Source organism: Tardiphaga sp. 215_C5_N2_1, assembly GCF_052076055.1.
Lineage (GTDB): Bacteria > Pseudomonadota > Alphaproteobacteria > Rhizobiales > Xanthobacteraceae > Tardiphaga > Tardiphaga robiniae.
The window spans coordinates 6,038,925-6,062,100 of the sequence record NZ_CP197240.1 but is presented as its reverse complement, the minus strand read 5'-3'; the positions used below and the strand labels follow the sequence as shown (position 1 = coordinate 6,062,100).

The following is a 23,176-nucleotide window of genomic DNA, read 5'->3' as shown; positions in this document are numbered from 1 at the left end:
TATCGGCAATCCATACCGGTGCCGCAGCATTCGGGTTCGATTCGTACCAAAGACCGCAGATTTTATATCTTTTTGCGGCGTGCCGGTTTGTCGCCGCCCTGAGATGGCGCCGGAGTATCCGGACCGCGCGGCTGCAGATAGCGTTGCAGCGCAATGGCGCGCTCGCTGGATTCGACGAGTCGCTCGACGCTCCCCAGCAATTGATGAAATTCGTCCGCGTTGAGACAATCGAACTGCACGTCGTTGACCTGACGCTGCGTCGGATTGAGGCTTGCGAGCAGCGCATCGCCGGCCTGCGTCACCATGAGACGCAGGCGCCTGCGATCGGCGGGATCGACGAGCTTGTCGAGCAATCCCATCTGCTGCAGCTTGTTGGACACCGTGGTGACGAAAGCGCCGCTGAGATGCAGATGCGCCGCGAGTTCGCGCACGCTGACATCGCCTTCAGCGGCCAGATATTTGACCGAGATCAGCACAGTGTATTCGATCCCCGCCAGGCCGATCGCGGCGGCATGCCCCTCACGCACGGTCTCGTGACGCGCGAGGAACGCCAGCAATGTGTGCACGAGTTGCCGGAATGCATGATCGGAGCCATCGACCAGCAGCGCCTTGCGCGACGTGGTCAGCGCCGGAGCCGGAAGTTTTGCCTTGAGCGCGGTTTTGGCTCCCGTCTTCACTGCGGGCTTGGCCGCGGCCTTTTCGGATTTACGCAGCGCCGGCGTCTTGGAGAGCGGCGCAACCTTGGAACGAGACATACCGCTTCCCAGTGAACGATCCGCTACAGGATTGGCTGGCGCCCTCTGCTTCGTCAAGCGATTCTGCATACCTTCTTAACGAAGCTATTGATCAAATGCATTTACTGGGTCAGGATCGGCGCCACATCGGACGGGAGAACATCATGAAACTCGATATCAGGCGCCTGCTCTGCTTCACCGACCACAAGGAGGTCGAGGCCGGCCACCGGCACGAGCAGCCGCTGCGCCGCGTCGCCGCCGTGGCCATCGTCGCCAATCCCTATGCCGGACGCTATGTCGAAGACCTCTCCGAGGCAATTGCCGCCAGTGTCGAGGTCGGCGCCGTGCTGGCCAAGCTCGCTGTCGAGGCGATGGGATCGTACAAGGTGGAAAGCTACGGCAAGGGCGGCGTCGTTGGCCTCGGCGGCGAACTCGAACATGCCAATGCGATGCTGACCACGACTTTCGCGACGCCGCTGCGCGAGGCCGTCGGCGGCGCTGAAGCGTGGATCCCCTCCTTCACCAAGCTCGCCGCCCCCGGCTGCCTGATTGACGTTCCCCTGGCGCACAAGGACGCGCTCTATGTCCGCTCGCATTACGACGGCGTCTCGGTGACGCTGCCACCCGATGCGCCGGCCGCCGATGAAGTCGCGCTGATCGTCTGTCTCGCCAATCGTGGGCGGCTCAATGCGCGGGTCGGCGGGTTGAATGCGAGGGATATCGGCGGCAAGGACGGCTTGCGCTAGGCTGCGGCTTGTGCGGCCTTGGACGGCCTTGAGATTGCGGAGACGGGTATGAAAACGGCCATCGTCAATATCGGCACCATCGTCACCGGTGATCTCAAGGCGCCGTTCGCCGACGGCGACGGCATCCTGATGCAGGATGGCCGCATCAGCGCGATCGGCACGCTGTCATCGGACCAGGTCTCATCGGCCGATGTGGTGATCGACGCCGCCGGCACCACGGCGATCCCCGGCCTGATCGACAGCCACGTCCACATCACCTTCGGCGATTACACGCCAAGGCAGCGCGTGGTCGGTTATCTCGAAAGCTACGTGCATGGCGGCACGACGACGTCGATCACGGCGTCCGAGGTGCACACGCCGGGCCGCCCGAAGGATCCGGCCGGGGTGAAGGCGCTGGCGCTGGCGGCGCGAGCCTGTTTCCTCGACTATCGCCCCGGCGGCATGCGCGTGCATGCCGGCTCGATCATCCTTGAGCCGGGACTGACAGAGGCCGATCTGGAAGAACTGGTCAAAGCGGGTCTGTGGCTCGCCAAGGCCGGCTTCGGCGCATTCGAGACACCGTTCGACTATGCGCCCTTGATGCTCGCCGCACGCAAGCTCGGCATGGTCACCACCATGCATACCGGCGGCTCATCGATCCCCGGCTCATCGGGCATCTGGGCCGAACATGTACTGAAGTCCAATCCAAGCGTCTCGTTCCACGTCAATGGCGGACCGGTGGCGATGCCGGAAGCCGGCTTTGCACGTCTCGTCAATGAAAGCGACATCGCGCTGCAGCTCTGCACCGCCGGCAATCTTCGCACCGCGCTGCTGACGGCGAAGCTGCTCGACGAGGCCGGGCAGCCGGAGCGACTGCTGATCGCGACGGACACGCCGACCGGCAGCGGGATCATGCCGCTCGGCATGTTCTACACCATCAGCCATCTCGCCAGCCTGGGCGGCATGCCGCCCGAACAGGCGATCGCCGCGGCGACGGGGAACAATGCGACGGTCTATCGGCTCAACAGTGGGTTCCTAAAGACAGGCAACGATGCCGACGTGGTGCTGATCGACGCCTGCGCCGGCGGCTCTCAGAACGATGCGCTGTCGGGCCTGCGCAATGGCGACGTGCCCGCGGTCAGCGCCGTGATCACTGACGGCGTGCCGCGCTTCGTCGGCCGCAGCCGCAATACGCCGGCGGGTATGCGGAATGTGCGCGTGGCGGAGACGAGATTGCCGCGGGATTTCTCGGGCGCGGCGGCGCATTAGCCGTATACGCAGGTACGCTGCACACGAGCAACCGCACACACCGATGTCATACGCGGGCTTGACCCGCGTATCCAACTTGCACCCAAGCTTAGAAAGATGGATGGCCGGGTCAAGCCCGGCCATAACGTGGGGAGAGAGAAGCGCGTCGCTGTCGCGCGCCGTTTAAGTCGCACCAAACTCCGGCAAATCATACTTCGCCGTCATCTTCTCGGCCATGCCGCCCGCGCGCTCCCAGTCATAGGTGCGGTAGCTGTGGCCGCGGGTGACGAACTGCGCGCCGGCATAGAACATCTCATATTGCAGATGGCGCGAGGCGAATTCGGAGCCAACGGCGTCCCAGGTCAGCTTCAGCAGCTTGACGCGATCCTGGCCCGACATCGCGGGCGAGATCTGGGTCAGCCCGATAATGTCCGCGATTTCCGGATTGCTGAAATCATCCACCGACGACGGCAGCATCAAGAGCGCACCGCCGGCGAGTTCGCGGATGGCGCTGATGATCTGCGGATACATCTCCTGCGACTGCACCTGTGCGGCGTAAAGCAGATGCTTGTTGGGGAGGAAATAATCGCCGCGCATCGCGCCGCCGGCTTCCATGCCGAGCACCATGCCCTCGATCAGCGCGGCCTGCGAGGCCAGCTTGCCGAGGACATCCACCACCGGCGGGAAGTTGATGGTGCCGATGGTCTTGGCGATGCCGCGCGCGAGGCCGACCAGGAAGCGGAGCTTCACCGACAGGCGGATCTGCGCCTGATAGTTCTGATAGACATGGGCCGGTGTGTCATGGAGCTGGGCGCGGCACATATCGGTGTTGCGGAGCAGGAACACGCGCTCCCATGGCACTTTCACGTCGTCGAAGAACACCAGCGCGTCGTTCTCGTCATAGCGATAGGCCAGCGGATTGTCGTATTCGCTCAAGGCATGCGCCTCGAAACTCTTGCGCGACAGCATCTTGAGGCCCTTGGTCCCCATCGGCAGCGCGCAGGAGAAGGCCAGATGTTCCTCGCCCGGCCGCAGCGGCTGGCCGGAGCCGACGAAGATCTCGTTGGCCATGATGGCTGACGTAGCGAACAATTTGGCGCCGCGGATGGTGATGCCCGACGCATCCTCGTCGACAATGCGCGCGACCATGTCCTGCGCATTCTTGCCCTGATCGCCGAACGCCTTGGAGCGATCGCCCTGCACGTTGTTGATCACATAGGTCAGGAACAGGTCGCTCTTGCGGGCGTAGTCATACCAGTCACGGAACGCCTGCGCGCGCTTCGGGTCGTAATTGTCGAACACCTCGATGCCCATCATCATGCCGGACATGGACGAGGCCACGTGATCGGGCGAGCGGCCGAGGAAACCGCCGGACAGTTCGGCCCATTCCACCAGCGCCTTGCGGCGCTCGACCAATTCCGCGTAGCTGGTCGGCAGTTGCCAGGCGCGATTGACTCGGCGGCCACCACCGACATCGAAGGTCATGCGTTCGATATTAGCGGGGTCGGCCTGATAGTCATACAGCGCGCCGGCCGAGGCGACCGCATGGCGATAGGCCGGATGGGTCGAGACGTCATCGACCTTCTTGCCGTCGAGATAGACCGCACGGCCGTCGCGCACAGCGGCGACATGCTGGGCGCCAGTCTTGACGCCGGCAACTGCCGCCCCGGATCCAAATGCCTTGTTCATCACTTTTCTCCGTCAGCTACTGCCGGCCGCGTGCCGGTCATCTTCATTAATAGCTATCATCCGAAGCTATTTTAAATCCGTTGTCAAGCGGACCTGTGGCATTCGCACACTTGCATCATTCGTCGTGATTGCAATTACCGCACGAAGCCGCCAAGCTCGGGCAAGTTTTGATACATGGGATCATCACGTGGCCAAATCCGCAGCGCGCTCCACTTCGATCGGCAAATCAGTTGGCAAGGAGATCAGCAAGAAGCCTGCCACAGGCCGGCCGGCGTCCCGCGCCGCATTGACGGTCTCCCGTCCGGAGCTGCTGGTGGACGGCTCGGACGCCCAGTTCCGCCGCCTCGTCCATAGCCTGTTCGGCTTTCTGGTCCGCCACCAGACCTTGCGCGAAGGCCACGCCGCCGTCATCGGCCTCGCCGGCATCGAATACACGACCCTCATTTCGATCCGGCATCTGTCGGCGCAAGGCGACGTCCATGTGCGCGCCGTCGCCGACCACCTGCATCTGAGCGGCGCCTTCGTCACCACCGTGACCAACAAGCTCGAAACCAAAGGGCTGATCACCAAGACCTCGCACACCGGCGACCGCCGCCGCATCAGCCTCGTGGTGACGCCGCATGGCGCCGAATTGTTGGAGCGGCTCGCGCCGACTCAAGCGCAGGTGAACGACGTGCAGTTCGGTTGCCTCGGCACCCGGGAATTCCACCAGTTGCTGGACATGGTGCAGCGACTCGTCGATTCCAGCGACCGCGCCATTGCGTTGCAGCGTTATCTGGCCGACACCAATGTGAAGCAGCTCTCGCCCGAAGCGCAATCGATCGCCGTTGCCAAGCGCGGCAAGCCGCGCAAGGGCTGAATCTGGCCTGCAATCTGACCCGCGTCAGGACCGGCGGTTGCACCCGGCCAAGGCCCCGGGGATAGCCACTGCCCGCGCCGCCATTGCTGCGACAAAACGGCACCGGGGGAGCGTAGCCCCTTCCCGCCCAACGGCGACGCGGGAATCAGCCGCGACGCGCCCGCAACACCAAACACCCGTGAAACAGGCAATTGCGCGCATTCCCGCCAGCTTCGAATTGCTGCATTTCCGGGCCGCACTGCCGCATAAATTAGCTTCTTAAGAGAACTATTTTATAAAGATACTCAGAATGACGATTGTCAAAGCCTGAAATTTATTGGACGATCCAACCAACGCTGTCATTCCGCTGTCACAGCTGGCGATGGCACATGGCGTGCATAGAAATCTTTATCTGGATTATGCTGCGGATCACTGCAGCAAAAGCATCAGCAGAAGAGGACGATCGTCGATGTCACGGATCCAATCGAATTTGCCGCGCGTATTGGGCACAGTTGCCGCCGTCACGCTCTCCGCCATGGTTGGCGGCCAGGCATGGGCGCAGGAAATCGCCATCGGCGCGGTGGTGCCGAGCTCGGGTCCGTTCGCCGAGTGGGGCCGCAGCAACACCGTCACGCTGAAGATGCTGGAACAGCAGACCAACGATGCCGGCGGCATCAATGGCGCGAAGCTGAAGATCACCATTCTCGACGACGCCGCGAAGCCGGCGCAGGCCGCAAGCTCGCTGCGCAAGCTGGCCGGCGACGAGAAGGTTCTCGCCGTGGCCGGTCCGCTCACCTCGAGCGCCGCCGAAGTGACCTTCCCCGTCGCCAATGAAATGAAGGTGGTCTCCACCTCGCAGGCCTCCTCGAAGCCGGGCGTGGCGAAGCTCAACCGTCCGTGGGCGTTCCGTAACACCATCGACGAAGGCGTGCTCGCCAAGACCACCGTGCCTTTCTACAAGAAGGCCTTCAACATCAAGACCGTCGCCGTGATCTTCGACGCCAAGGACGCCACGGCATCCACCGTCGGCAAGGTGATCATGCCGGCCGTGCTGAAGGCCAATGACATCACCGTCGCCAACGAGAACGATCTGCTGTCGTTCAACACCGGTGACCTCGACGTGTCCGCACAGGTCACCAAGCTGAAGGCCCTGAATCCCGACGGCGTCGTTGTCAGCGCCGATTACAGCCAGGCCATCACCGTGCTGCGCGAGATGAAGCGCCAGGGTCTGATCAAGCCGGTCGTCGGCGCCACTCAGTTGATCTCGTCGGCGATTCTCAAGGCTGCGCCGGAAATCCCGGTGATCGCGCCCGCGACCTTCTACGCCACCATGACAGGCCCGGCACCCGAGAAGTTCACGGCAACCCTGACGCCGCTGCTGCGCAAGGAATCGGGCCTGCCGAAGGACATCGAGCCCTCGATGTATGACGCCAACATCTACGAGATCGTCTCGATGTATATCGACGCGATCAAGAAGACTGGCGTCACCGGCAAGCCGGCCGATCTCGAAGCCGACCGCACCAAGATCCGCGATCATCTCGCCAAGCTCGAAGGCTTCGCCGGTCTCGGCGGCCCGATCGGCTTCAATGACGACGGCGACGCGATCAAGGCCTTCTACGTGCTGCAGGGCCAGAACGGCGCCTGGGACACCAAGGTCAAGGGCTGCAGCTCTGCGCCCGGCCACCCGGCCTGCTGATCTTCCGCACCATCCACGCCGCTGCGGCCGGGAAGTCCTCCCGGCCGCAGTCATGATGACGACCACCTGATTTAACGATTGCGATTCCCATGCTGATACAGCAACTCGTCAACGGCCTGACGCTCGGAGCGGTCTATACGCTGCTGGCGCTGTCGTTCTCGCTCGTGATGGGCATTCTCGGCATTCTCAACCTCGCGATTGCCGAACTGTTCATGATCGGCGGCTATCTCGGCTTCACGCTGATCACCGCAGGCTTCCCGCTTCCGGTCGCCGTGCTCGGCGGCATGCTCGGTGCAGCCGCGATCGCCATTGCCATCGAGAAGATCGGCTACCAGCCGCTGCGCGACGCGCCGCTGGTGACGCCGATGCTGTCGACGCTGGGTTTCTCGATCATCCTGCAGAATGTCGCCACCAATATCTGGGGCTCGGATCCAGCCCAGCTCCCCGACGAGTATTTCGGCAAGCAATATGCGTTCGGCCCGGTCAATATCGGCGAGATGCAACTGATCGTGCTCGTCGCCACCGTCGTGCTGGTCGCGCTGGTTGCCTATATCGTGCAGAAGACCCCGATAGGCCGCGCGCTGCGCGCCGTCGCCGAGAACCGCGAAGTCGCACGAATCCTGGGCGTCTCCGCTGACCGCCTGACCATGCTGGCCTTCATCCTGTCGGGCTCGCTCGCCGGCGTCGCCGGCGTGCTGATCGCGCTGCATTACGGCACCATCACGCCCTATCTCGGCGTCGAGATCGGCCTCAAGGCCATCGCCGTGATGGTGATCGGCGGCACCCGCCAGATCTGGGGCGCGCTGGTCGCGGGTCCCTTGATCGGCATCGCCGAAGTGCTGACCGTCGCTTACGGCGGCTCGCAGGTCCGCGACTTCGTCGTCTACGGCTTCATGATTTTGATTTTGTTGCTGCGTCCGCAGGGCCTGCTCGGCGGCGCGCGGTCAGATCAGGGGCAGCGCGTCTGATGTCGACCTATTATGCAAGCCTGCTAGCCGAGTCCGGCATTCTCCTGCTCGGCGCACTCAGCGTCTATATTATCCTCGCCACCGGCCAGCTCTCGCTCGGCAATGGCGCCTTCATGGGAATCGGCGCGTATCTGTCATCGTATCTCACCGTCGCGCTGAACGCGCCGCTGACGCTGGCCCTGGTGATCTCGGCGATCGCCGCCGGCATCATCGGCGCCATCGTCGCCTTCCCCGCGCTGCGGCTGAAAGGCATCTATCTCGCCATGGCCACCGTCGGCTTTGGCGAAATGGTGCGCAGCTTCTTCCTCAATTTCGACGCCATGGGCGGCTCCGGCGGTTATCGCGGCATGCAGCACATCTCGGTCGGCTATGTCTGGCTGTGGGCCGGCGGCATCCTGATCGCCGTGATGCTGCTGGAGCGCTCGCGCGTCTGGCTGGAAATGCAGGCGGTGCATGACGACGAGACCGCCGCGGGGCTGATCGGCCTCAACACCACCGTGACCAAGATCGGCGCCTTCGGCGTCGGCGCGGCCGTGGCCGCCATCTCGGGCGGATTGTTCGCGCATCACAATGTCTATATCGAGCCGGCCAATTTCGGCTTCGATCGCTCGATCGAATTCGTGCTGGCCGTGATCCTCGGCGGCTCCACCGTCGGACCGGGCTCGCTGGTCGGCTCATTGCTGCTGGTGTTCCTGCCTGAATTCCTGCGCCCGATCGCCGACTGGCGGCTCGCCGCCTTCGGCACGCTGCTGATCGTCGTGCTGCTGGTACGGCGTCAGGGCATTCTCGATCGTTCGCTGATCCGAACGCTCACCTTCCGGAGGGCTGCGGCATGAGCAATGCGCTGCTTCAACTCACCGGCGTCACCAAGACGTTCGGCGGCATCCATGCGCTGTCCGGCATGGTCTGCGAAGTGCCGGAAGGCAAGATCGTCGGCGTGATCGGCCCGAACGGCGCCGGCAAGACGACGCTGTTCAACACGATCACCGGCGCCTATCGCGCCGATGCCGGCGAAGTGAAACTCAAGGGCGTCGATGTCACGCAGTGGCCGTCCTATCGCATCGTGCGCGAGGGCATCGCGCGCACGTTCCAGAACATCCGTCTGTTCGGCAGCATGACGGTCTGGGAACATCTGCTGGTGGCGCAGCCGCATAGCGAAAGCGCGTGGCGGCGTCTGCTGCCGATCGCCTGGGCCAATCCGGCGGCGCAGGAACGCGCCGAGGAAGTGATGGCGTTCTTCGGCCTCACCGAACTGCGCGACCGCCCGGCGAAATCCCTGCCCTACGGCATCCAGCGCAAGGTGGAGATGGCGCGCGCCGTCACCGCCAGGCCGAAGCTGCTGCTGCTGGATGAGCCCGTCGCCGGCATGAACCATGACGAGGCCGAGGAGATCCGCGCGCTGATGATCCGTCTGCGCGACACCGGCCTCACCATTCTCCTGATCGAACACGACATGAATTTCGTGATGCGGCTCTGCGACTACCTTTATGTGCTCGATTTCGGCGTGCTGATCGCCGAAGGCAAGCCCGAGGAAGTCCGCGCCAATCCCGTCGTCCTCGACGCCTATCTCGGAAAGGACTCGTGATGCTCACCATCCGGGGCTTGCAGGTCCGCTACGGCGCCATCACCGCCGTGCGCGGCGTCGATCTCGACATCAAGCAGGGCGAGATCGTCGCGCTGCTCGGCGCCAATGGCGCCGGCAAGAGCACCATCGCGCGGTCCATTGCAGGGCTTCTGCCATTCCAGGGCGACATCACCTATCAGGGCGAGAAGCTCGTGCCGAATGCCGCCGAGAAGAACCTCCGCCGCGGCATCGCGCTGGTGCCGGAAGGCCGCGGCATTCTCGCGCGCATGACGGTCTATGAAAACCTGCTGATGGGCATCTACACCCGCTCCGACAAATCCGAAGCAATGGCCGACGTCGGCAAGATGCTGGAGCGCTTCCCGATTCTCGGCAAGCGCCGTGACGGTCTTGCAAGCCTGCTCTCGGGCGGCGAACAGCAGATGCTGGCCATCGGACGTGCACTGCTGTCGAAGCCGAAGCTGCTGCTGCTGGATGAACCGTCGCTCGGCCTCGCGCCTCTGATGACGGCGAGCCTGTTCAGCATGATCGCGCAATTCCGCGACGAGGGCCTGACGGTGTTGCTGGTGGAGCAGAAGGCACGCCAGACGCTGAAGATCGTGGACCGGGCGTATCTGCTGGAGACCGGGCGTGTGGTGACCTCAGGCACGGCGCAGGCGTTGATCAATGATCCGACGGTGTCGGATGCGTTTCTGGGTGGGACGCACTAACGCAGTACTTGTCTTAGCCACACTCTGTCATTCCGGGGCGCGGCCGACTCTTGTCGGACGCGAACCCGGAATCCCGAGATAGTTGAAACGCCCGGGAGCTAAACACTCCGGGATTTCGGGTTCGGCGCGTCGCCTGCGGCGCCGAGCCGCCCCGGAATGACGAGTGTTTGGCAGCACGCGTGGCTACGCGCCATACCGCGCCAGCACCGGCCAGGTCTCCACGCCATTATTATGCCCGACCACCTGATACGCCGCGTGCAAATTCACCGTCGGGTCGCAATGTGTCGTCAGCAGCAACACGCGACTGCCGAGCTTCGGCGCCTCCACACCCGCCGGCATGGTGATCATGCCGTGCTCGTCGCCGCCGAAGCGATAGGTCGAGCCTTCCGGCACACCTAACATCAGTGACGGCACCGGGCCGTTGAAGGCCATCGCCTTGACGCCGGCATCGACGGTGAATTCGCCGGCGCGATTGACCGACGTGACCGTCGCGAGAATGAACAGACTCGGATCGTAAGGCAGCGCACCGCCCTCGTGCTCCAACTTGCCGTAGTCGGAATCCATGAACACGTAGGAACCAACCTGCAGCTCCGTATAGGTGCCCGTGGCATCATAGGCGCAGGCGCCCGTGCCACTTCCGGTGACGATCTCCGCCTTGATGCCAGCTTCCGTCAGCACGTGCTGATGCTCGTCGAGCATGGCGCGCACGCGCGCAGCACCTGCCCTGCGCTCCTGCGAGTCAATCATGTGCTGCACATGACCCGCAAAACCCTGGATGCCACCGAATGTCATACTCGGCGTGGCTTCGATCAGGTGCGCGAGCACGAGTGTCGATGCTGTGTCAACGACACCGGTGCGGCGCTGGCCGACATCGATATCGATCAGCACCTGCAGCGGACGGCTGCCCGCATCGAGCAGTTCATGCAGCACGTGAATCTGGTCGGCGTGATCGACGACGATGCTGATATCGGATTGGTCGGCGACAGCGGCCAGACGCGCGAGCTTCGGTCGGTCGGCCACCGGCGTGGTCAGCAACAGCCCTGTGATGCCAGCCTGCGCAAAGGCCTCGATCTCGGCGACTGTCGCGCAGGAGATACCCACAGCTCCGGCTTCGATCTGCAGCTGCGCGATGCGCGTCGACTTATGAGTCTTGGCATGCGGGCGCAGCGCAACGCCATGCGCTTTGGCGAACTCGGCCATCCCCTGGATGTTGCGTTGAAGCGCTGATGCATCCAGCACCAGCGCAGGCGTCTGGATATCCGCAAAAGCCGGCAGATTGGGATCGAGCGTGTTTGGCATCACAGCAGCTTCGCGCCAAAATTCTTCGCCGGGTCCATCTCGGCAGCGAGCCTGCCCGATGGCGCCGCGGCCTTGCCGCCCTCGCGCAGCATCAGGCGTCCCTCGCCCGGCTTGCTGGTGAAGGTGTCGCCATCGACCAGCACGCGGCCGCGCAACAACACCTTCTCGGGCCAGCCGGTGACGGTGCGGCCGGAGAACGGCGAGAAGCCGGTGAGATCGTGCATCATCTCGTCCGTCAGCGTCACCTTGCGGACGGGATCCCAGATCGCAATGTCGGCATCGTTGCCGATGGCGATGGAGCCCTTCTTCGGCAGATTGTAGATCTGCGCCGGTGCAGTCGATGTGAGCTCGACGAATTTCGACAGGCCGAGGCGCCCCTTCGACACCATGGCGTCGAACAGCAGCGGCAGGCGTACTTCGAGGCCCGGCAGACCGTTGGCGACCTGCTTGAAGGTTGGATTCGGGCCGGCGCGGAGCTTGCCGGTCTCGTCATAGCGATAGGGCGCGTGATCCGACGAGATCAGTTGCAGATCGCCGAGGGCCAGCGCGTGCCACAGCGCCTCCTGATCGTCCGTGGTGCGCGCCGGCGGGCTGCACATCCACTTCGCGCCTTCGGCGCCGGGCTTGTCCATGTCCTCGGCGGTCAAGAACAGATATTGCGGGCAGGTCTCGGCGAAAATCTTGACGCCGCGGCCGCGCGCCTCGCGGATCACCGCGGCGCCCTCGCGGGTCGAGACGTGGAAGATCATCACTGGCTGGTCGAGCAATTCGCTGAACGCGATCAGCCGCGTGAAGGCTTCGGATTCCGAGACGCGCGCATGGCTGACGGCGTGATATTGCGGCGCGGTGTAGCCCTTGTCGATCAGGCGCTTCACCATCCAGGCGATGACGCCGTGGTTCTCCGCGTGAACGCAGACCAGCGCCCTGGCTTCGCGCGCTGCGGCGAGAATATCCAGCAACTTCTCGTCGTCGACCTTGAGTCGGTCATAGGTCATGAAGATCTTGATCGAGGAATGGCCTTCCCTGACCAGCGCCGGAATATCCTCGGCGATGACCTTGTCGGTGACGTCGGAGACGATGATGTGGAAGGCGTAGTCGATCATTGCGCCTTTCTTTGCGAGCACCGTGTAGTCGGTTACGACCTCCTGCACATCCATGCCGACATGTTGGGCGGCGAAGGAAATCACGCTGGTGGTGCCGCCGAACGCCGCCGAGCGCGTCGCGCTCTCGAAGGTGTCGGCATTCATGATGCCCGCAGCGGAGAGCTGTTCGATATGGGCATGGGCATCGACGCCGCCCGGCAGAACCAGCTTGCCTGTTGCATCGATTTCCGTCTTGCCGGCTGCAAGCCCACTGCCCAATGCCACGATGGTCTCGCCGGTAATACCGACATCAGCGGCAAATACATCGCTCGATGTGGCGACGGTGCCACCGCGGATTACGAGGTCGTAGACGGGATCGGACAAGGGCAGAACTCCAGGGATGAGATCGGATATGCGAACATTTTACAGGCTTTGAGGACGCGCACTTTCCGGTAATACTGCTGTCCTGACAAGGAGCCGAATATGCAGCCCCGCAAGAAGATTCTGGTGGTCAATCCGAACAGCAACCCGCAGGTGACGCGCAACCTCGCGGAGGCGTTGCAACCGGTGATGTTCGAGGCCGGGCCCGAGATCGAATGCGTCACGCTGGCGGAAGGACCATTGGGCGTGCAGACGCAGGCCGATCTCGAAAGCGTCACGATACCGCTGAGCCGGCTGGTGGCCGCCGACAACTCGGCCGATGCCTTCGTCATCGCCTGCTATTCGGATCCCGGCCTGCATGTGTGCCGTGAGGCAACGCAGCGCCCGGTCTTCGGCATCGCCGAATCCGGTGTGCTGACGGCCCTGTCGCGCGGCGACCGCTTCGGCGTCATCGCTGTGGCACAGAGCTCGATCGGTCGGCACATGCGTTATCTCCGCCAGATGTGCCTGATGGATCGCTTTGCCGGCGAACGTCCGCTCAACATGACCGTGGCGGAAGCGGCCTCCGGCGACGACACGCTGGCGCGCATGATCAAGGTCGGCCGCCAGTTGAAGGACGACGACGGCGCCAACGCCGTGGTCATGGGCTGCGCGGGCATGTCGCGTCATCGCAGCGCGCTCGAGGATGCGCTGGGCATTCCGGTGATCGATCCGACCCAGGCCGCGGTGAGCATGGCCATTGGCACGGTGATGTTTCAGTAGCGGATTTCACTCCGGCGGGAATGCGCTCCCTCGCCCCGCACTGCGCGGGGAGAGGGTCGGGGTGAGGGGCGAGGCACGAACTCAGCCTTAACTCTACAGCAAGCGAACTGCTCGACGATCGACACGAGAATCCGACATTAACGCGACTGCGGTGAACCGCCCCTCACCCGCCGCGAAGACGCGGCGACCTCTCCCCGCCTAGCGAAGCTTCGCTTCGCCCGGGAGCGGGGAGAGGTTAGGTCAGTGCTTCTCGTCGATTTAAGAGCGTCGCCTTACTCCGGCGGCAGAACCACGCCCGTCTGGCTGGTGATCCGGCCATAGTGCTCGACGCGGCGGTGACGCTTGAAGTCGAAGATGGTGTCCTTGCCGAACTTGGTGTCGTCGAGATCGACGGTGCAGACCAGCAGCTCATCGCCTTCAGTTTTGGCTTCGGCGAGAATGACGCCGTTGGGATCGACGATCAGTGAGCCGCCGATCAGGGGATGACCGTCTTCATCGCCGGCCTTGGCGACGGCGACCACGAAGGTCGAGTTCTGATAGGCGCCGGCCTGCACCGACAGGCGGTTGTGGAACAGGCGCTGCTCCGGGCCCTCGACTGACTTCTGCGAATTCACCGACGGCGTGTTGTAGCCGAGCACGATCATCTCGACGCCCTGCAGGCCCATCACGCGGTAGGATTCCGGCCAGCGGCGATCGTTGCACACCATCATGCCGAAGATGCCGCCCAGCGCGCGGAACACGGGGAAGCCGAGATCGCCCGGCTCGAAATAGCGCTTCTCCAGATGCTGGAAGGCGCGCTCGGTATCGAACTCGACATGGCCGGGCAGATGCACCTTGCGATATTTTCCGACGATCTTGCCGGTCTTGTCGGTGAGGATCTGGGTGTTGAAGTGATGGCCGTCGGGGGTCAGTTCGGCGTAACCGATCGACAGCGCGATACCGGCCTTGGCGGCGGCATCGAACAGCGGCTGCGTCGCAGCGTTCGGCATTTCCGACTCGAACCAGGTGTCGACCTCCTTCTGGTCGGTCATGTACCAGCGCGGGAAAAATGTCGTCAGCGCCAGTTCCGGGTAGACGACGAGGTCGGCGCCCTTCCCTTTGGCTTCGTCCAGCAGCGCCAGCATGCGCTTGACCACGGCCTCGCGGCTTTCGGCTTTCTGAATTGGGCCCAGTTGGGCAGCGGCGACGGTAAGCTTACGCATAAAATTATCCGGGTTCGGGTTGCGTGCGGTTTGTACCAGAACCGAAAGCAATGATCGAGCCAACACGAGGCCCTTCCGGCCCGCTGGGACCGGGCGGCCCAGACAGGCCTGATCCGGGCCTTCGCCCCCTGCCTCATTTGGTCCGGAACACAACACGATTGATCCGGTTGTGCTGACACCTGATGACCTCGTCCAAACATTGGAAAAATCATGAAACGCCGCACCATTATTGCCGCGAGCCTGTTGCTCGTGTCCTCCGCCCTCGCCCCAGCCGTTTACGCGCAGTCCGTCGGCGAAAAGACGGGAGTCAATTCCGTTCTCGGTGTCAGCCCGAGCACCCCTGATTTCGTCAAGCAGGTCGCGATCAGCGACATGTTCGAGATCCAGTCCAACACGCTGGCGGAAAGCAAGGGAAATGCCGCCGAGAAATCCTTTGCAGCCATGATGGTGAAAGATCACACCAAGACCAGCACCGAGCTGAAGGCGATGGTCAGCAGCGGCAAGGTTAAGGCCGAACTTCCGGCAGCGCTCGACAGCGCGCATCAGAGTAAGCTCGACAAGTTGAAGGAACAAAGCGGCGCTGACTTCAGCAAGAACTTCAATTCGGTCCAGGTCGACGCCCACAAGGACGCGGTTGATCTGTTCGAGCGCTACGCCAAAAGCGGCGACAATGCCGAATTGAAGGACTGGGCCGAAAAGACGCTGCCGGCGCTGAAGCATCACCTCGAAATGGCGCAGAACCTCGGCAAGTAGCGCCTGCCCAACGCCGAACTCCCTGAGGCCCGCGAACGCAATCGCGGGCCCTTCTCCCGGTAACTTCTGCGAGACATCCCATGGCCAAATCATCGATGCCCAAAAGCGGCACCACCAATGCAACGATTCACGATCAGACGCTCATTCGCGGTGAAGGCGGCGAACTCCATCAGATCGCCGGACCAGATGACGCGTTGCTGACGACGGCCCAAGGCGGCCCGGTTTTCGACGATCAAAATTCGCTCAAGGCCGGATCGCGCGGACCGACATTACTCGAGGATTTTCACTTTCGTGAAAAGATCTTCCATTTCGATCACGAACGGATTCCCGAACGCGTGGTCCATGCACGCGGTTACGCGGCGCATGGCTTCTTCGAAAATTACGGTTCACTGGCCAAGCATACCCGCGCAGATTTGTTTCAGCGCGCAGGCGAGCGAACCCCCGCCTTCGTTCGATTCTCGACGGTCGCGGGCAGCAAGGGCTCGTTCGACCTCGCACGCGACGTGCGCGGCTTTGCCGTCAAAATCTATACCCAAGAGGGCAACTGGGACCTGGTCGGCAACAACATCCCGGTGTTCTTCATCCAGGATGCAATCAAGTTTCCCGATCTGGTCCATGCCGTGAAGGAAGAGCCCGACAGCGCCTTCCCTCAGGCGCAGTCGGCGCATGACAACTTCTGGGATTTCATTTCGCTGACGCCCGAGAGCATGCACATGGTCATGTGGCAGATGTCGGACCGAACGATTCCCCGCTCTTTCCGCTTCATGGAGGGGTTCGGCGTCCATACGTTCCGCTTCGTAAACGCCAAGGACGAATCGACCTTCGTCAAATTCCACTGGAAGCCGAAGCTCGGTCTGCAATCGGTGCTGTGGAACGAGGCCGTCAAGATCAACGGCGCCGATCCGGATTTTCATCGCCGCGACTTGTGGAGCGCTATCCAGTCCGGCGACTATCCCGAATGGGAGCTGCGGGTGCAGCTGTTCAACAACGAGTTTGCTGACAAATTCGATTTCGACGTGCTCGACCCCACCAAGATCATCCCCGAAGAACTCGTGCCCCCGATCGCTATCGGCCGTCTGGTGCTGGACCGCATGCCGGACAATTTCTTTGCTGAGACCGAGCAGGTCGCGTTCATGACGCAGAATGTTCCGCCCGGCATCGACTTCACCAATGACCCGCTGCTGCAAGGCCGCAACTTCTCCTATCTGGATACACAGCTGAAGCGACTCGGCAGTCCGAACTTCACCCATATCCCGATCAATGCTCCGAAATGTCCGTTCGGACATTTCCAGCAGGACGGGCACATGGCCATGCGCAACCCGGTCGGTCGCGTCAACTACCAGCCAAATTCGTTCGGCGTAGGCCCGCGCGAGTCAACCGCCAAAGGCTTCAAGACATTTGCTGACATAGAGCAAGGCGCGAAGCGTCGGCTGCGCGCGGAGAGCTTTGCGGATCACTACAGCCAGGCACGGCAGTTCTTCATCAGCCAGACCAGGGGCGAGCAACACCATATTGCCGCAGCGCTGACTTTCGAATTGAGCAAAGTGAAGACACCGGTGATCCGCGAGCGCATGGTCGCGCATCTCCTGAACATCGATGAAGGACTGGCCAACAGGGTCGGCACCATGCTGGGTCTTCCGACGATGCCGAAGCCTGCTGACGCGGCGATGCCCACGCGGCAGGATCTGGCGGAGTCGCCAGCGCTCAGTATTGTCGCAAATGGCCCGCAGCGTTTCGAGGGCCGCAAGCTCGGCATCCTCGTCACCGACGGGGTCGATGCCAAGCTGCTTGCCTCCCTGCAAGGCGCGGTGACGGAGGCCGGCGCAACATACGAGATCATTGCGCCAAAGGTGAACGGGGTTGAAGCCAGCGATGGCAGCCTGGTCGCCGCCGACCAGATGATCGATGGTGGCCCGTCCGTTCTCTATGACGCAGTGGCCGTGCTCCCGGCGGAAGCCGGAATCGACGACCTCTTGCAGGAATCAACCGCCCGCGACTTCGTCACCGACGCCTTTGCCCACTGCAAGTTTATCGGACATTCCGAGGCCGCCGAGCGGTTGTTCGCCAAGGTGGGAATCGCGGACGACCTCGATGAAGGCGTCGTTGCGCTGGGCAGCGCCGACGACGTGGCGGGCTTCATGGACAAGCTGGCCAAGCTGCGGCTCTGGAGCCGCGAACCGAGCGTCAAGATGCGCTGAAGCGTGCAGTTGCCCGCCCTGTGTGCGGGCCGGCATAACTTTTGAGCAAAGCTTTCAGATCGAAGCAATGGCGCGGCATTTTATGCTGCGCCATTGCCATGTCTTGCAAGAATTCTCTGAGCCGCCGCAGCATTAGGGAATGACTTGGCCGCCGGTTATGCCCTAGGTTGCGCGGGCTATGCGCTGGTTCCATCGTGCGCAGGCACGACGCAGGAGACTTCGACACCATGACCCGCCTGGAAATGACCCGCCGCACGGCGCTGCTGACATCCGCCGCCATTGCCGCCAATGTCGCGAACCCGCTGCGCGCCTTCGCGCAGGAAACGCCCCGCAAGGGCGGCGTGTTCAATGTCCATTACGGTGCAGAACAGCGTCAGCTCAACCCCAGCATTCAGGCCTCCACCGGCGTCTACATCATCGGCGGCAAGATCCAGGAAGCACTGGTCGATCTCGACGCCAATGGCCAGCCGGTCGGCGTGCTCGCGGAGAGCTGGGAATCCACGCCGGACGGCAAGACCATCACCTTCAAGTTGCGCAAGGGCGTGACCTGGCACGACGGCAAGCCGTTCACCTCGGCCGACGTCCAATTCACCGCCATGAACATGTGGAAGAAGATCCTCAATTATGGATCGACCCTGCAGCTGTTCCTCACCGCGGTGGAAACGCCCGACGCGCAGACCGCGATCTTCAAATATGAGCGCCCTATGCCGCTCGGCCTGCTCCTGCGCGCACTGCCGGACCTCGGCTATATCTCCGCCAAGCACCTCTATGAGGGCAGCAGCGACATCCGCCAGAACCCGACCAACCTTGCCCCGGTCGGCACCGGCCCGTTCAAATTCGTCAAATACGAGCGTGGCCAATACATCATCGCCGAGCGCAACGAGAACTACTGGCGCCCGAATGCGCCCTATCTCGACCGTATCGTCTGGAAGGTCGTCACCGATCGCGCCGCGGCCGCCGCCCAGATGGAAGCCGGCGACATCCAGTACAGCCCGTTCACGGGTCTCACGATTTCCGACACGGCGCGACTGAGCAAGGACAAGCGTTTCATCGTCTCCACCAAGGGCAATGAAGGCAACGCGCGCACCAACACCATCGAGTTCAACTTCCGCCGCAAGGAACTCGCGGACATCCGCGTTCGCCGCGCCATTGCGCATGCGATCAACGTGCCGTTCTTCATCGAGAACTTCCTCGGTGACTTCGCCAAGCTCGGCACCGGCCCGATCCCCTCGGTCTCCACCGACTTCTATCCGGGTCCGGACACGCCGCAATATGCCTATGACAAGAAGAAGGCGATCGCGCTGCTCGACGAGGCCGGCTTCAAGCCCGGCGCCGGCGGCACCCGCTTCTCGCTGCGCCTGCTGCCCGCGCCATGGGGCGAGGACATCTCGCTATGGGCGACCTTCATTCAGCAGTCGCTCGGCGAAGTCGGCATTCCCGTCGAGATCGTCCGCAACGATGGCGGCGGCTTCCTGAAGCAGGTCTATGACGATCACGCCTTCGACCTCTCAACCGGCTGGCACCAGTATCGCAACGATCCCGCCGTCTCGACCACGGTCTGGTATCGCTCCGGCCAGCCGAAGGGCGCGCCCTGGACCAACCAGTGGGACTGGAAGAACGAGGCGATAGACAAGGTGATCGACGACGCGGCCACCGAGATCGATCCGGTCAAGCGCAAGGCGCTCTATACGACCTTCGTCAAGGAAGCCAACACCGAACTGCCGGTGTGGATGCCGATCGAACAGATCTTCGTCACGGTGATCACGGCCAAGGCGCGTAACCATTCCAACACGCCGCGCTGGGGATCGTCGAGCTGGCACGATCTTTGGCTTTCCGCCTGAGCCAAACTTCGCCACAATAGCCAGATGCGCATCCTGAGCCTTGCGGGGCGGCGGCTCGCCGCCTCGATACCCACACTATTCCTGATCCTGATCGGCGTGTTCCTGCTGCTGCAATTCGCACCGGGAGACACCGTCGATGCCATGATGGCACAGATGGGCGGCGGCGATGCCGCAACCGCCCGCGAGCTCCGCAAATTCTACGGGCTCGATCTCTCGATCCCGATGCAGCTCGGCAACTATCTGTGGCGACTGATCCGCCTCGATCTCGGTTTCTCCTCGATCTATGGCAAACCGGTCGCGACCGTGATCCTCGAACGCCTGCCGCCGACGATCCTCTTGATGACCGCGTCGCTGTCCTTCGCGTTTTTCTTCGGGCTGCTGCTCGGCGTCATCGCCGCACGCGGCGTCAACAAATGGCCGGATACCCTGATATCCACGCTCGGCCTCGTCTTCTATGCCACGCCATCGTTCTGGTTCGGGTTGATGGCCATCGTGGTGTTCTCGATCTATCTGCAATGGCTGCCGGCCGGCGGCTTCGAGGATATCGGCGCCGTACAGACCGGATTTGGCCGCACCGTCGACATCGCGCTGCATCTGATCCTGCCGACACTGACGCTGGGCCTGATCTTCCTCGCCATTTATCTGCGCATCATGCGCGCCTCGATGCTGGAAGTGCTCAATCTCGATTTCGTGCGCACCGCGCGCGCCAAGGGCCTCGACGAAACCCGCGTGGTGGCAAAACACGTGCTACGCAACGCCCTGCTGCCGATGGTGACGCTGATCGGCCTGCAGGCCGGCACCATGCTCGGCGGCTCGGTCGTGGTGGAGAGCGTGTTCTCTTTGCCCGGTCTGGGGCGCTTGGCCTACGAATCCGTCGTGCAGCGCGATCTCAACACGCTGCTCGGCATCGTCTTCGTCTCGGCGCTTTTGGTCATCCTCGTCAACTTCCTCGTCGACCTTCTCTATGCGCGGCTCGATCCGCGTATCCAGGCGGAGGGCTGACGATGGACGCCGTAAAACGCTATTTCCGCAGCCCGGCCGCCGTGGTCGGCCTGCTGTTGCTGCTGGTGGTCATCGTGATGGCGATCACCGCGAGCTGGATCTATCCGCGCGATCCGCTGGCGCTGGCTGGTCGGCCGCTGATCTGGCCGTTCTCCAATCCGCGCTTCCTATTGGGCACCGATAATTCCGGCCGCGATATCGCCGCGCAGATTTTCTACGGCGCGCGCATCTCGCTGCTGATCGGCGGCGTCGCGACTGTGATTGCCGTGGTCATCGGCGTGCTGATCGGCGCCTTTGCCGGCTATTATGGCGGCTGGGTCGATACCGTCTTGATGCGCATCACGGAGGCGTTCCAGACCCTGCCGAACTTCGTGCTGCTCTTGGTGCTGGTCGCCGTGTTCGGCTCGACCATCACCACCGTCACCATCGCAGTCGGCATCGTCTCATGGCCGGCACCGGCGCGATTGACGCGCGCGGAATTCATGTCGCTGCGCAGCCGTGAATTCGTCCAGGCCGGACGCACGCTCGGTATGAAGGACATTCAGCTCATTCTGGGCGAGATCCTGCCCAATGCGCTGCCGCCGGTCATCGTCTATGCCAGCGTGGTGATGGCGCTGTCGATCCTGCTGGAAAGCGCCCTCGCCTTCCTGCGTCTGTCCGATCCCAATGTCGCATCGTGGGGCAATCTCATTGGTCTCGGCCGCGACGTGCTGCGCGTGCAGTGGTATGTCTCGGCGATCCCCGGCATCGCCATTCTGCTCACCGTGCTCGCGGTGTCGCTGGTCGGCCAGGGCCTCAATGACGCGCTCAATCCGAGACTGAAAAGCCGATGAGCGCCGTGGACAATCCGATCCTCACCATCGACGGGCTCAGCGTGAAGCTGCCGAAAGGCGCCGACCGCTCGCACGCGCTGGGCGGCGTCTCGATGGCGATTGCCGCCAATGAGATCGTCTGCGTGGTCGGCGAGTCCGGCTCCGGCAAGTCTGTCATGGCCAACGCCATCATGCGGCTGCTGCCCGGCGAAGTCGCCATCGATGGCGGCCGCGTGCTGTTCGAGGGCAAGGATCTCGCCAGCGCGTCGAATACCGAGATGCGCAAGGTGCGCGGCGCCGGCATCGCAATGATCTTCCAGGAGCCGATGACGGCGCTCAATCCGCTGCGCACCATCGGCGACCAGATCGGCGAGATGTTCGAGATCCATACCGAGCTCTCCAAGACCGAGATCAAGGCGCGCGTGCTGGGGCTGCTGCAGGACGTGCACATTCCCGATCCCGTACAGGCCGCACGTGCCTATCCGCACGAACTCTCCGGCGGCCAGCGCCAGCGCGCGATGATCGCCATGGCGCTCGCGCTCGATCCGCGTCTCCTGATCGCCGACGAGCCGACCACCGCACTCGACGTCACCACACAGGCGCAGATCCTCAAGCTGATCAAGGAATTGCAGACCCGCAGGAATACGGCGGTGCTGTTCATCACCCACGATTTCGGCGTGGTCGCCGAAATCGCCGACCGCGTGGTGGTAATGCAGCATGGCAACGTGGTTGAACAAGGTGCCGTGAAGGATGTGCTGACCAATCCGCAGCATCCCTATACGCAGCAGCTGATCGCCGCGGTGCCACCATTGACGGCGCCGCCGCCGCGCGCACTGTCCGACGACATCATCCTGACGCTCGACAACGTGTCGAAGACCTATCGCAATGGCGGCTTTCTCGGACGCGGCGTGCGTGTGACCCATGCGGTGAAGTCTGTGTCGTTGAAACTGCCGCGCGGTGCGACGCTCGGCATTGTCGGCGAGTCAGGTTCGGGCAAATCGACGCTGGCCCGCTGCATCATCAGGCTGATCGATCCCGATGGCGGCGCGATCGTGCTGGAAGGCAAGGACTGGGCGAAGCTCACGCGCGACGAGGTGCGCCGCGAGACCAAGCACATCCAGATGGTGTTTCAGGACCCGTTCGCCTCGCTGAACCCGCGCCGCAAGGCCGGCGACCTCGTGGCGCAAGGCCCGATCGTGCACGGTACGCCGCGTGCGCAGGCAGTGGCACAGGCGAAGGAGCTGTTCCGACTGGTCGGCCTCGATCCCTCGGCCATCGATCGCTTCCCGCACGAATTCTCCGGCGGCCAACGCCAGCGCATCGGCCTCGCACGTGCGCTCGCGCTGAAGCCCGACGTGCTGGTGGCCGACGAGGCTGTCTCGGCGCTCGACGTCTCGGTGCAGGCGCAGGTGCTGAAGATGCTGCACGAACTGCGCGAGCGGCTTGGGCTCTCGATCGTCTTCATCACGCACGACCTGCGCGTCGCCGCGCAGATCTGCGATCTCGTCGCTGTGATGAAAGACGGCGAAGTCGTCGAACATGGATTGGCCGGCGAGGTGTTCGGCAATCCGCAGCATGCCTATACGCAGGCGCTGCTGGCTTCGATCCCCGGCGGCGATTTTGCGCGCAGCAGGAAGCCGGTGGTGGTGTAGCT

Annotated in this window: 20 protein-coding genes; 15 read left to right on the top strand and 5 right to left on the bottom strand. The window is 63.1% G+C overall.

Annotated features, from left to right (window positions below):
- Positions 1–62 precede the first annotated feature (62 nt).
- Entirely contained in the window at positions 63–755 is a 693-nt protein-coding gene (locus AB7828_RS28795; RefSeq protein ID WP_441231851.1) for a MarR family winged helix-turn-helix transcriptional regulator, read from the bottom strand.
- Between the two features lie 143 nt (positions 756–898).
- Between AB7828_RS28795 and AB7828_RS28790 the strand changes: the two genes are divergently transcribed.
- Both AB7828_RS28790 and AB7828_RS28785 read left to right on the top strand, forming a co-directional pair.
- The gene (locus AB7828_RS28790) at positions 899–1,480 is read left to right on the top strand and encodes an amino acid synthesis family protein (RefSeq protein ID WP_441231850.1); all 582 of its coding nucleotides are present in this window, start codon (positions 899–901) and stop codon (positions 1,478–1,480) included.
- A gap of 48 nt (positions 1,481–1,528) precedes the next feature.
- Positions 1,529–2,728 carry an amidohydrolase family protein gene (locus tag AB7828_RS28785; RefSeq protein ID WP_441231849.1) on the top strand — a complete coding sequence of 400 codons (1,200 nt, stop codon included), beginning with the start codon at positions 1,529–1,531 and terminating at the stop codon, positions 2,726–2,728.
- Positions 2,729–2,890: 162 nt separating this feature from the next.
- On the opposite strand, the gene AB7828_RS28780 is transcribed toward AB7828_RS28785, so the two are convergent.
- A complete protein-coding gene (locus AB7828_RS28780) occupies positions 2,891–4,396 on the bottom strand; it encodes a 4-hydroxyphenylacetate 3-hydroxylase family protein (protein WP_441231848.1) in 1,506 nt (501 codons plus the stop codon).
- A gap of 187 nt (positions 4,397–4,583) precedes the next feature.
- Between AB7828_RS28780 and AB7828_RS28775 the strand changes: the two genes are divergently transcribed.
- The 6 genes from AB7828_RS28775 to AB7828_RS28750 all read left to right on the top strand — a co-directional run bounded on the left by AB7828_RS28775 (position 4,584) and on the right by AB7828_RS28750 (position 10,190).
- Positions 4,584–5,255: a MarR family winged helix-turn-helix transcriptional regulator gene (locus AB7828_RS28775; protein WP_158596773.1), complete on the top strand. Its 672-nt coding sequence runs from the start codon at positions 4,584–4,586 to the stop codon at positions 5,253–5,255.
- A 448-nt stretch (positions 5,256–5,703) separates the two neighbouring features.
- Entirely contained in the window at positions 5,704–6,930 is a 1,227-nt protein-coding gene (locus AB7828_RS28770; protein ID WP_441231847.1) for an ABC transporter substrate-binding protein, read from the top strand.
- An 89-nt stretch (positions 6,931–7,019) separates the two neighbouring features.
- On the top strand, positions 7,020–7,898 hold the full coding sequence (locus AB7828_RS28765; protein WP_441231846.1) for a branched-chain amino acid ABC transporter permease: 879 nt from the start codon (positions 7,020–7,022) through the stop codon (positions 7,896–7,898).
- Positions 7,898–8,734 (top strand): branched-chain amino acid ABC transporter permease, encoded by an 837-nt coding sequence (locus AB7828_RS28760; RefSeq protein ID WP_441231845.1) that lies wholly within the window; start codon positions 7,898–7,900, stop codon positions 8,732–8,734. The genes AB7828_RS28765 and AB7828_RS28760 overlap by 1 nt, the downstream gene beginning before the upstream one ends.
- Positions 8,731–9,483 carry an ABC transporter ATP-binding protein gene (locus tag AB7828_RS28755; protein ID WP_441231844.1) on the top strand — a complete coding sequence of 251 codons (753 nt, stop codon included), beginning with the start codon at positions 8,731–8,733 and terminating at the stop codon, positions 9,481–9,483. Before AB7828_RS28760 ends, AB7828_RS28755 begins: the two co-directional genes overlap by 4 nt.
- Positions 9,483–10,190: an ABC transporter ATP-binding protein gene (locus AB7828_RS28750; protein WP_441231843.1), complete on the top strand. Its 708-nt coding sequence runs from the start codon at positions 9,483–9,485 to the stop codon at positions 10,188–10,190. Before AB7828_RS28755 ends, AB7828_RS28750 begins: the two co-directional genes overlap by 1 nt.
- 183 nt (positions 10,191–10,373) lie before the next feature.
- Here AB7828_RS28750 and AB7828_RS28745 read toward each other — a convergent pair whose 3' ends face one another.
- Entirely contained in the window at positions 10,374–11,489 is a 1,116-nt protein-coding gene (locus AB7828_RS28745; protein ID WP_441231842.1) for a DSD1 family PLP-dependent enzyme, read from the bottom strand.
- Positions 11,489–12,955, bottom strand: coding sequence for a dihydropyrimidinase (hydA, locus tag AB7828_RS28740; protein ID WP_441231841.1), 1,467 nt, complete (start codon positions 12,953–12,955; stop codon positions 11,489–11,491). Before hydA ends, AB7828_RS28745 begins: the two co-directional genes overlap by 1 nt.
- 99 nt (positions 12,956–13,054) lie before the next feature.
- Here hydA and AB7828_RS28735 point away from each other — a divergent pair, with 99 nt between their 5' ends.
- The gene (locus AB7828_RS28735; RefSeq protein ID WP_441231840.1) at positions 13,055–13,714 is read left to right on the top strand and encodes an aspartate/glutamate racemase family protein; all 660 of its coding nucleotides are present in this window, start codon (positions 13,055–13,057) and stop codon (positions 13,712–13,714) included.
- A 272-nt stretch (positions 13,715–13,986) separates the two neighbouring features.
- On the opposite strand, the gene AB7828_RS28730 is transcribed toward AB7828_RS28735, so the two are convergent.
- On the bottom strand, positions 13,987–14,916 hold the full coding sequence (locus tag AB7828_RS28730; protein WP_441231839.1) for an N-carbamoyl-D-amino-acid hydrolase: 930 nt from the start codon (positions 14,914–14,916) through the stop codon (positions 13,987–13,989).
- 210 nt (positions 14,917–15,126) lie between these two features.
- Between AB7828_RS28730 and AB7828_RS28725 the strand changes: the two genes are divergently transcribed.
- The 6 genes from AB7828_RS28725 (at position 15,127) to AB7828_RS28700 (ending at position 23,174) form a co-directional block, all read left to right on the top strand.
- A complete protein-coding gene (locus AB7828_RS28725; RefSeq protein WP_441231838.1) occupies positions 15,127–15,669 on the top strand; it encodes a DUF4142 domain-containing protein in 543 nt (180 codons plus the stop codon).
- 80 nt (positions 15,670–15,749) lie between these two features.
- Positions 15,750–17,867, top strand: a complete 2,118-nt coding sequence (locus tag AB7828_RS28720) for a catalase (protein ID WP_441231837.1) — start codon at positions 15,750–15,752, stop codon at positions 17,865–17,867.
- Between the two features lie 227 nt (positions 17,868–18,094).
- Positions 18,095–19,708, top strand: coding sequence for an ABC transporter substrate-binding protein (locus tag AB7828_RS28715; RefSeq protein WP_441231836.1), 1,614 nt, complete (start codon positions 18,095–18,097; stop codon positions 19,706–19,708).
- Positions 19,709–19,732: 24 nt separating this feature from the next.
- Complete coding sequence (locus AB7828_RS28710) at positions 19,733–20,710, top strand: ABC transporter permease (RefSeq protein ID WP_309946958.1); 978 nt, start codon at positions 19,733–19,735, stop codon at positions 20,708–20,710.
- A 2-nt stretch (positions 20,711–20,712) separates the two neighbouring features.
- Positions 20,713–21,543, top strand: a complete 831-nt coding sequence (locus AB7828_RS28705; protein WP_068738869.1) for an ABC transporter permease — start codon at positions 20,713–20,715, stop codon at positions 21,541–21,543.
- Positions 21,540–23,174, top strand: a complete 1,635-nt coding sequence (locus tag AB7828_RS28700; RefSeq protein ID WP_441231835.1) for an ABC transporter ATP-binding protein — start codon at positions 21,540–21,542, stop codon at positions 23,172–23,174. The genes AB7828_RS28705 and AB7828_RS28700 overlap by 4 nt, the downstream gene beginning before the upstream one ends.
- Positions 23,175–23,176: the final 2 nt, after the last annotated feature.

Coding starts and splice junctions, on each gene's coding strand:
- AB7828_RS28795 (WP_441231851.1), bottom strand. CDS start 755: ATGTCTCGTTCCAAGGTTGCGCCGCTCTCCAAGACGCCGGCGCTGCGT.
- AB7828_RS28790 (WP_441231850.1), top strand. CDS start 899: ATGAAACTCGATATCAGGCGCCTGCTCTGCTTCACCGACCACAAGGAG.
- AB7828_RS28785 (WP_441231849.1), top strand. CDS start 1,529: ATGAAAACGGCCATCGTCAATATCGGCACCATCGTCACCGGTGATCTC.
- AB7828_RS28780 (WP_441231848.1), bottom strand. CDS start 4,396: ATGAACAAGGCATTTGGATCCGGGGCGGCAGTTGCCGGCGTCAAGACT.
- AB7828_RS28770 (WP_441231847.1), top strand. CDS start 5,704: ATGTCACGGATCCAATCGAATTTGCCGCGCGTATTGGGCACAGTTGCC.
- AB7828_RS28765 (WP_441231846.1), top strand. CDS start 7,020: ATGCTGATACAGCAACTCGTCAACGGCCTGACGCTCGGAGCGGTCTAT.
- AB7828_RS28760 (WP_441231845.1), top strand. CDS start 7,898: ATGTCGACCTATTATGCAAGCCTGCTAGCCGAGTCCGGCATTCTCCTG.
- AB7828_RS28755 (WP_441231844.1), top strand. CDS start 8,731: ATGAGCAATGCGCTGCTTCAACTCACCGGCGTCACCAAGACGTTCGGC.
- AB7828_RS28750 (WP_441231843.1), top strand. CDS start 9,483: ATGCTCACCATCCGGGGCTTGCAGGTCCGCTACGGCGCCATCACCGCC.
- AB7828_RS28745 (WP_441231842.1), bottom strand. CDS start 11,489: ATGCCAAACACGCTCGATCCCAATCTGCCGGCTTTTGCGGATATCCAG.
- AB7828_RS28735 (WP_441231840.1), top strand. CDS start 13,055: ATGCAGCCCCGCAAGAAGATTCTGGTGGTCAATCCGAACAGCAACCCG.
- AB7828_RS28730 (WP_441231839.1), bottom strand. CDS start 14,916: ATGCGTAAGCTTACCGTCGCCGCTGCCCAACTGGGCCCAATTCAGAAA.
- AB7828_RS28725 (WP_441231838.1), top strand. CDS start 15,127: ATGAAACGCCGCACCATTATTGCCGCGAGCCTGTTGCTCGTGTCCTCC.
- AB7828_RS28720 (WP_441231837.1), top strand. CDS start 15,750: ATGGCCAAATCATCGATGCCCAAAAGCGGCACCACCAATGCAACGATT.
- AB7828_RS28715 (WP_441231836.1), top strand. CDS start 18,095: ATGACCCGCCTGGAAATGACCCGCCGCACGGCGCTGCTGACATCCGCC.
- AB7828_RS28710 (WP_309946958.1), top strand. CDS start 19,733: ATGCGCATCCTGAGCCTTGCGGGGCGGCGGCTCGCCGCCTCGATACCC.
- AB7828_RS28705 (WP_068738869.1), top strand. CDS start 20,713: ATGGACGCCGTAAAACGCTATTTCCGCAGCCCGGCCGCCGTGGTCGGC.
- AB7828_RS28700 (WP_441231835.1), top strand. CDS start 21,540: ATGAGCGCCGTGGACAATCCGATCCTCACCATCGACGGGCTCAGCGTG.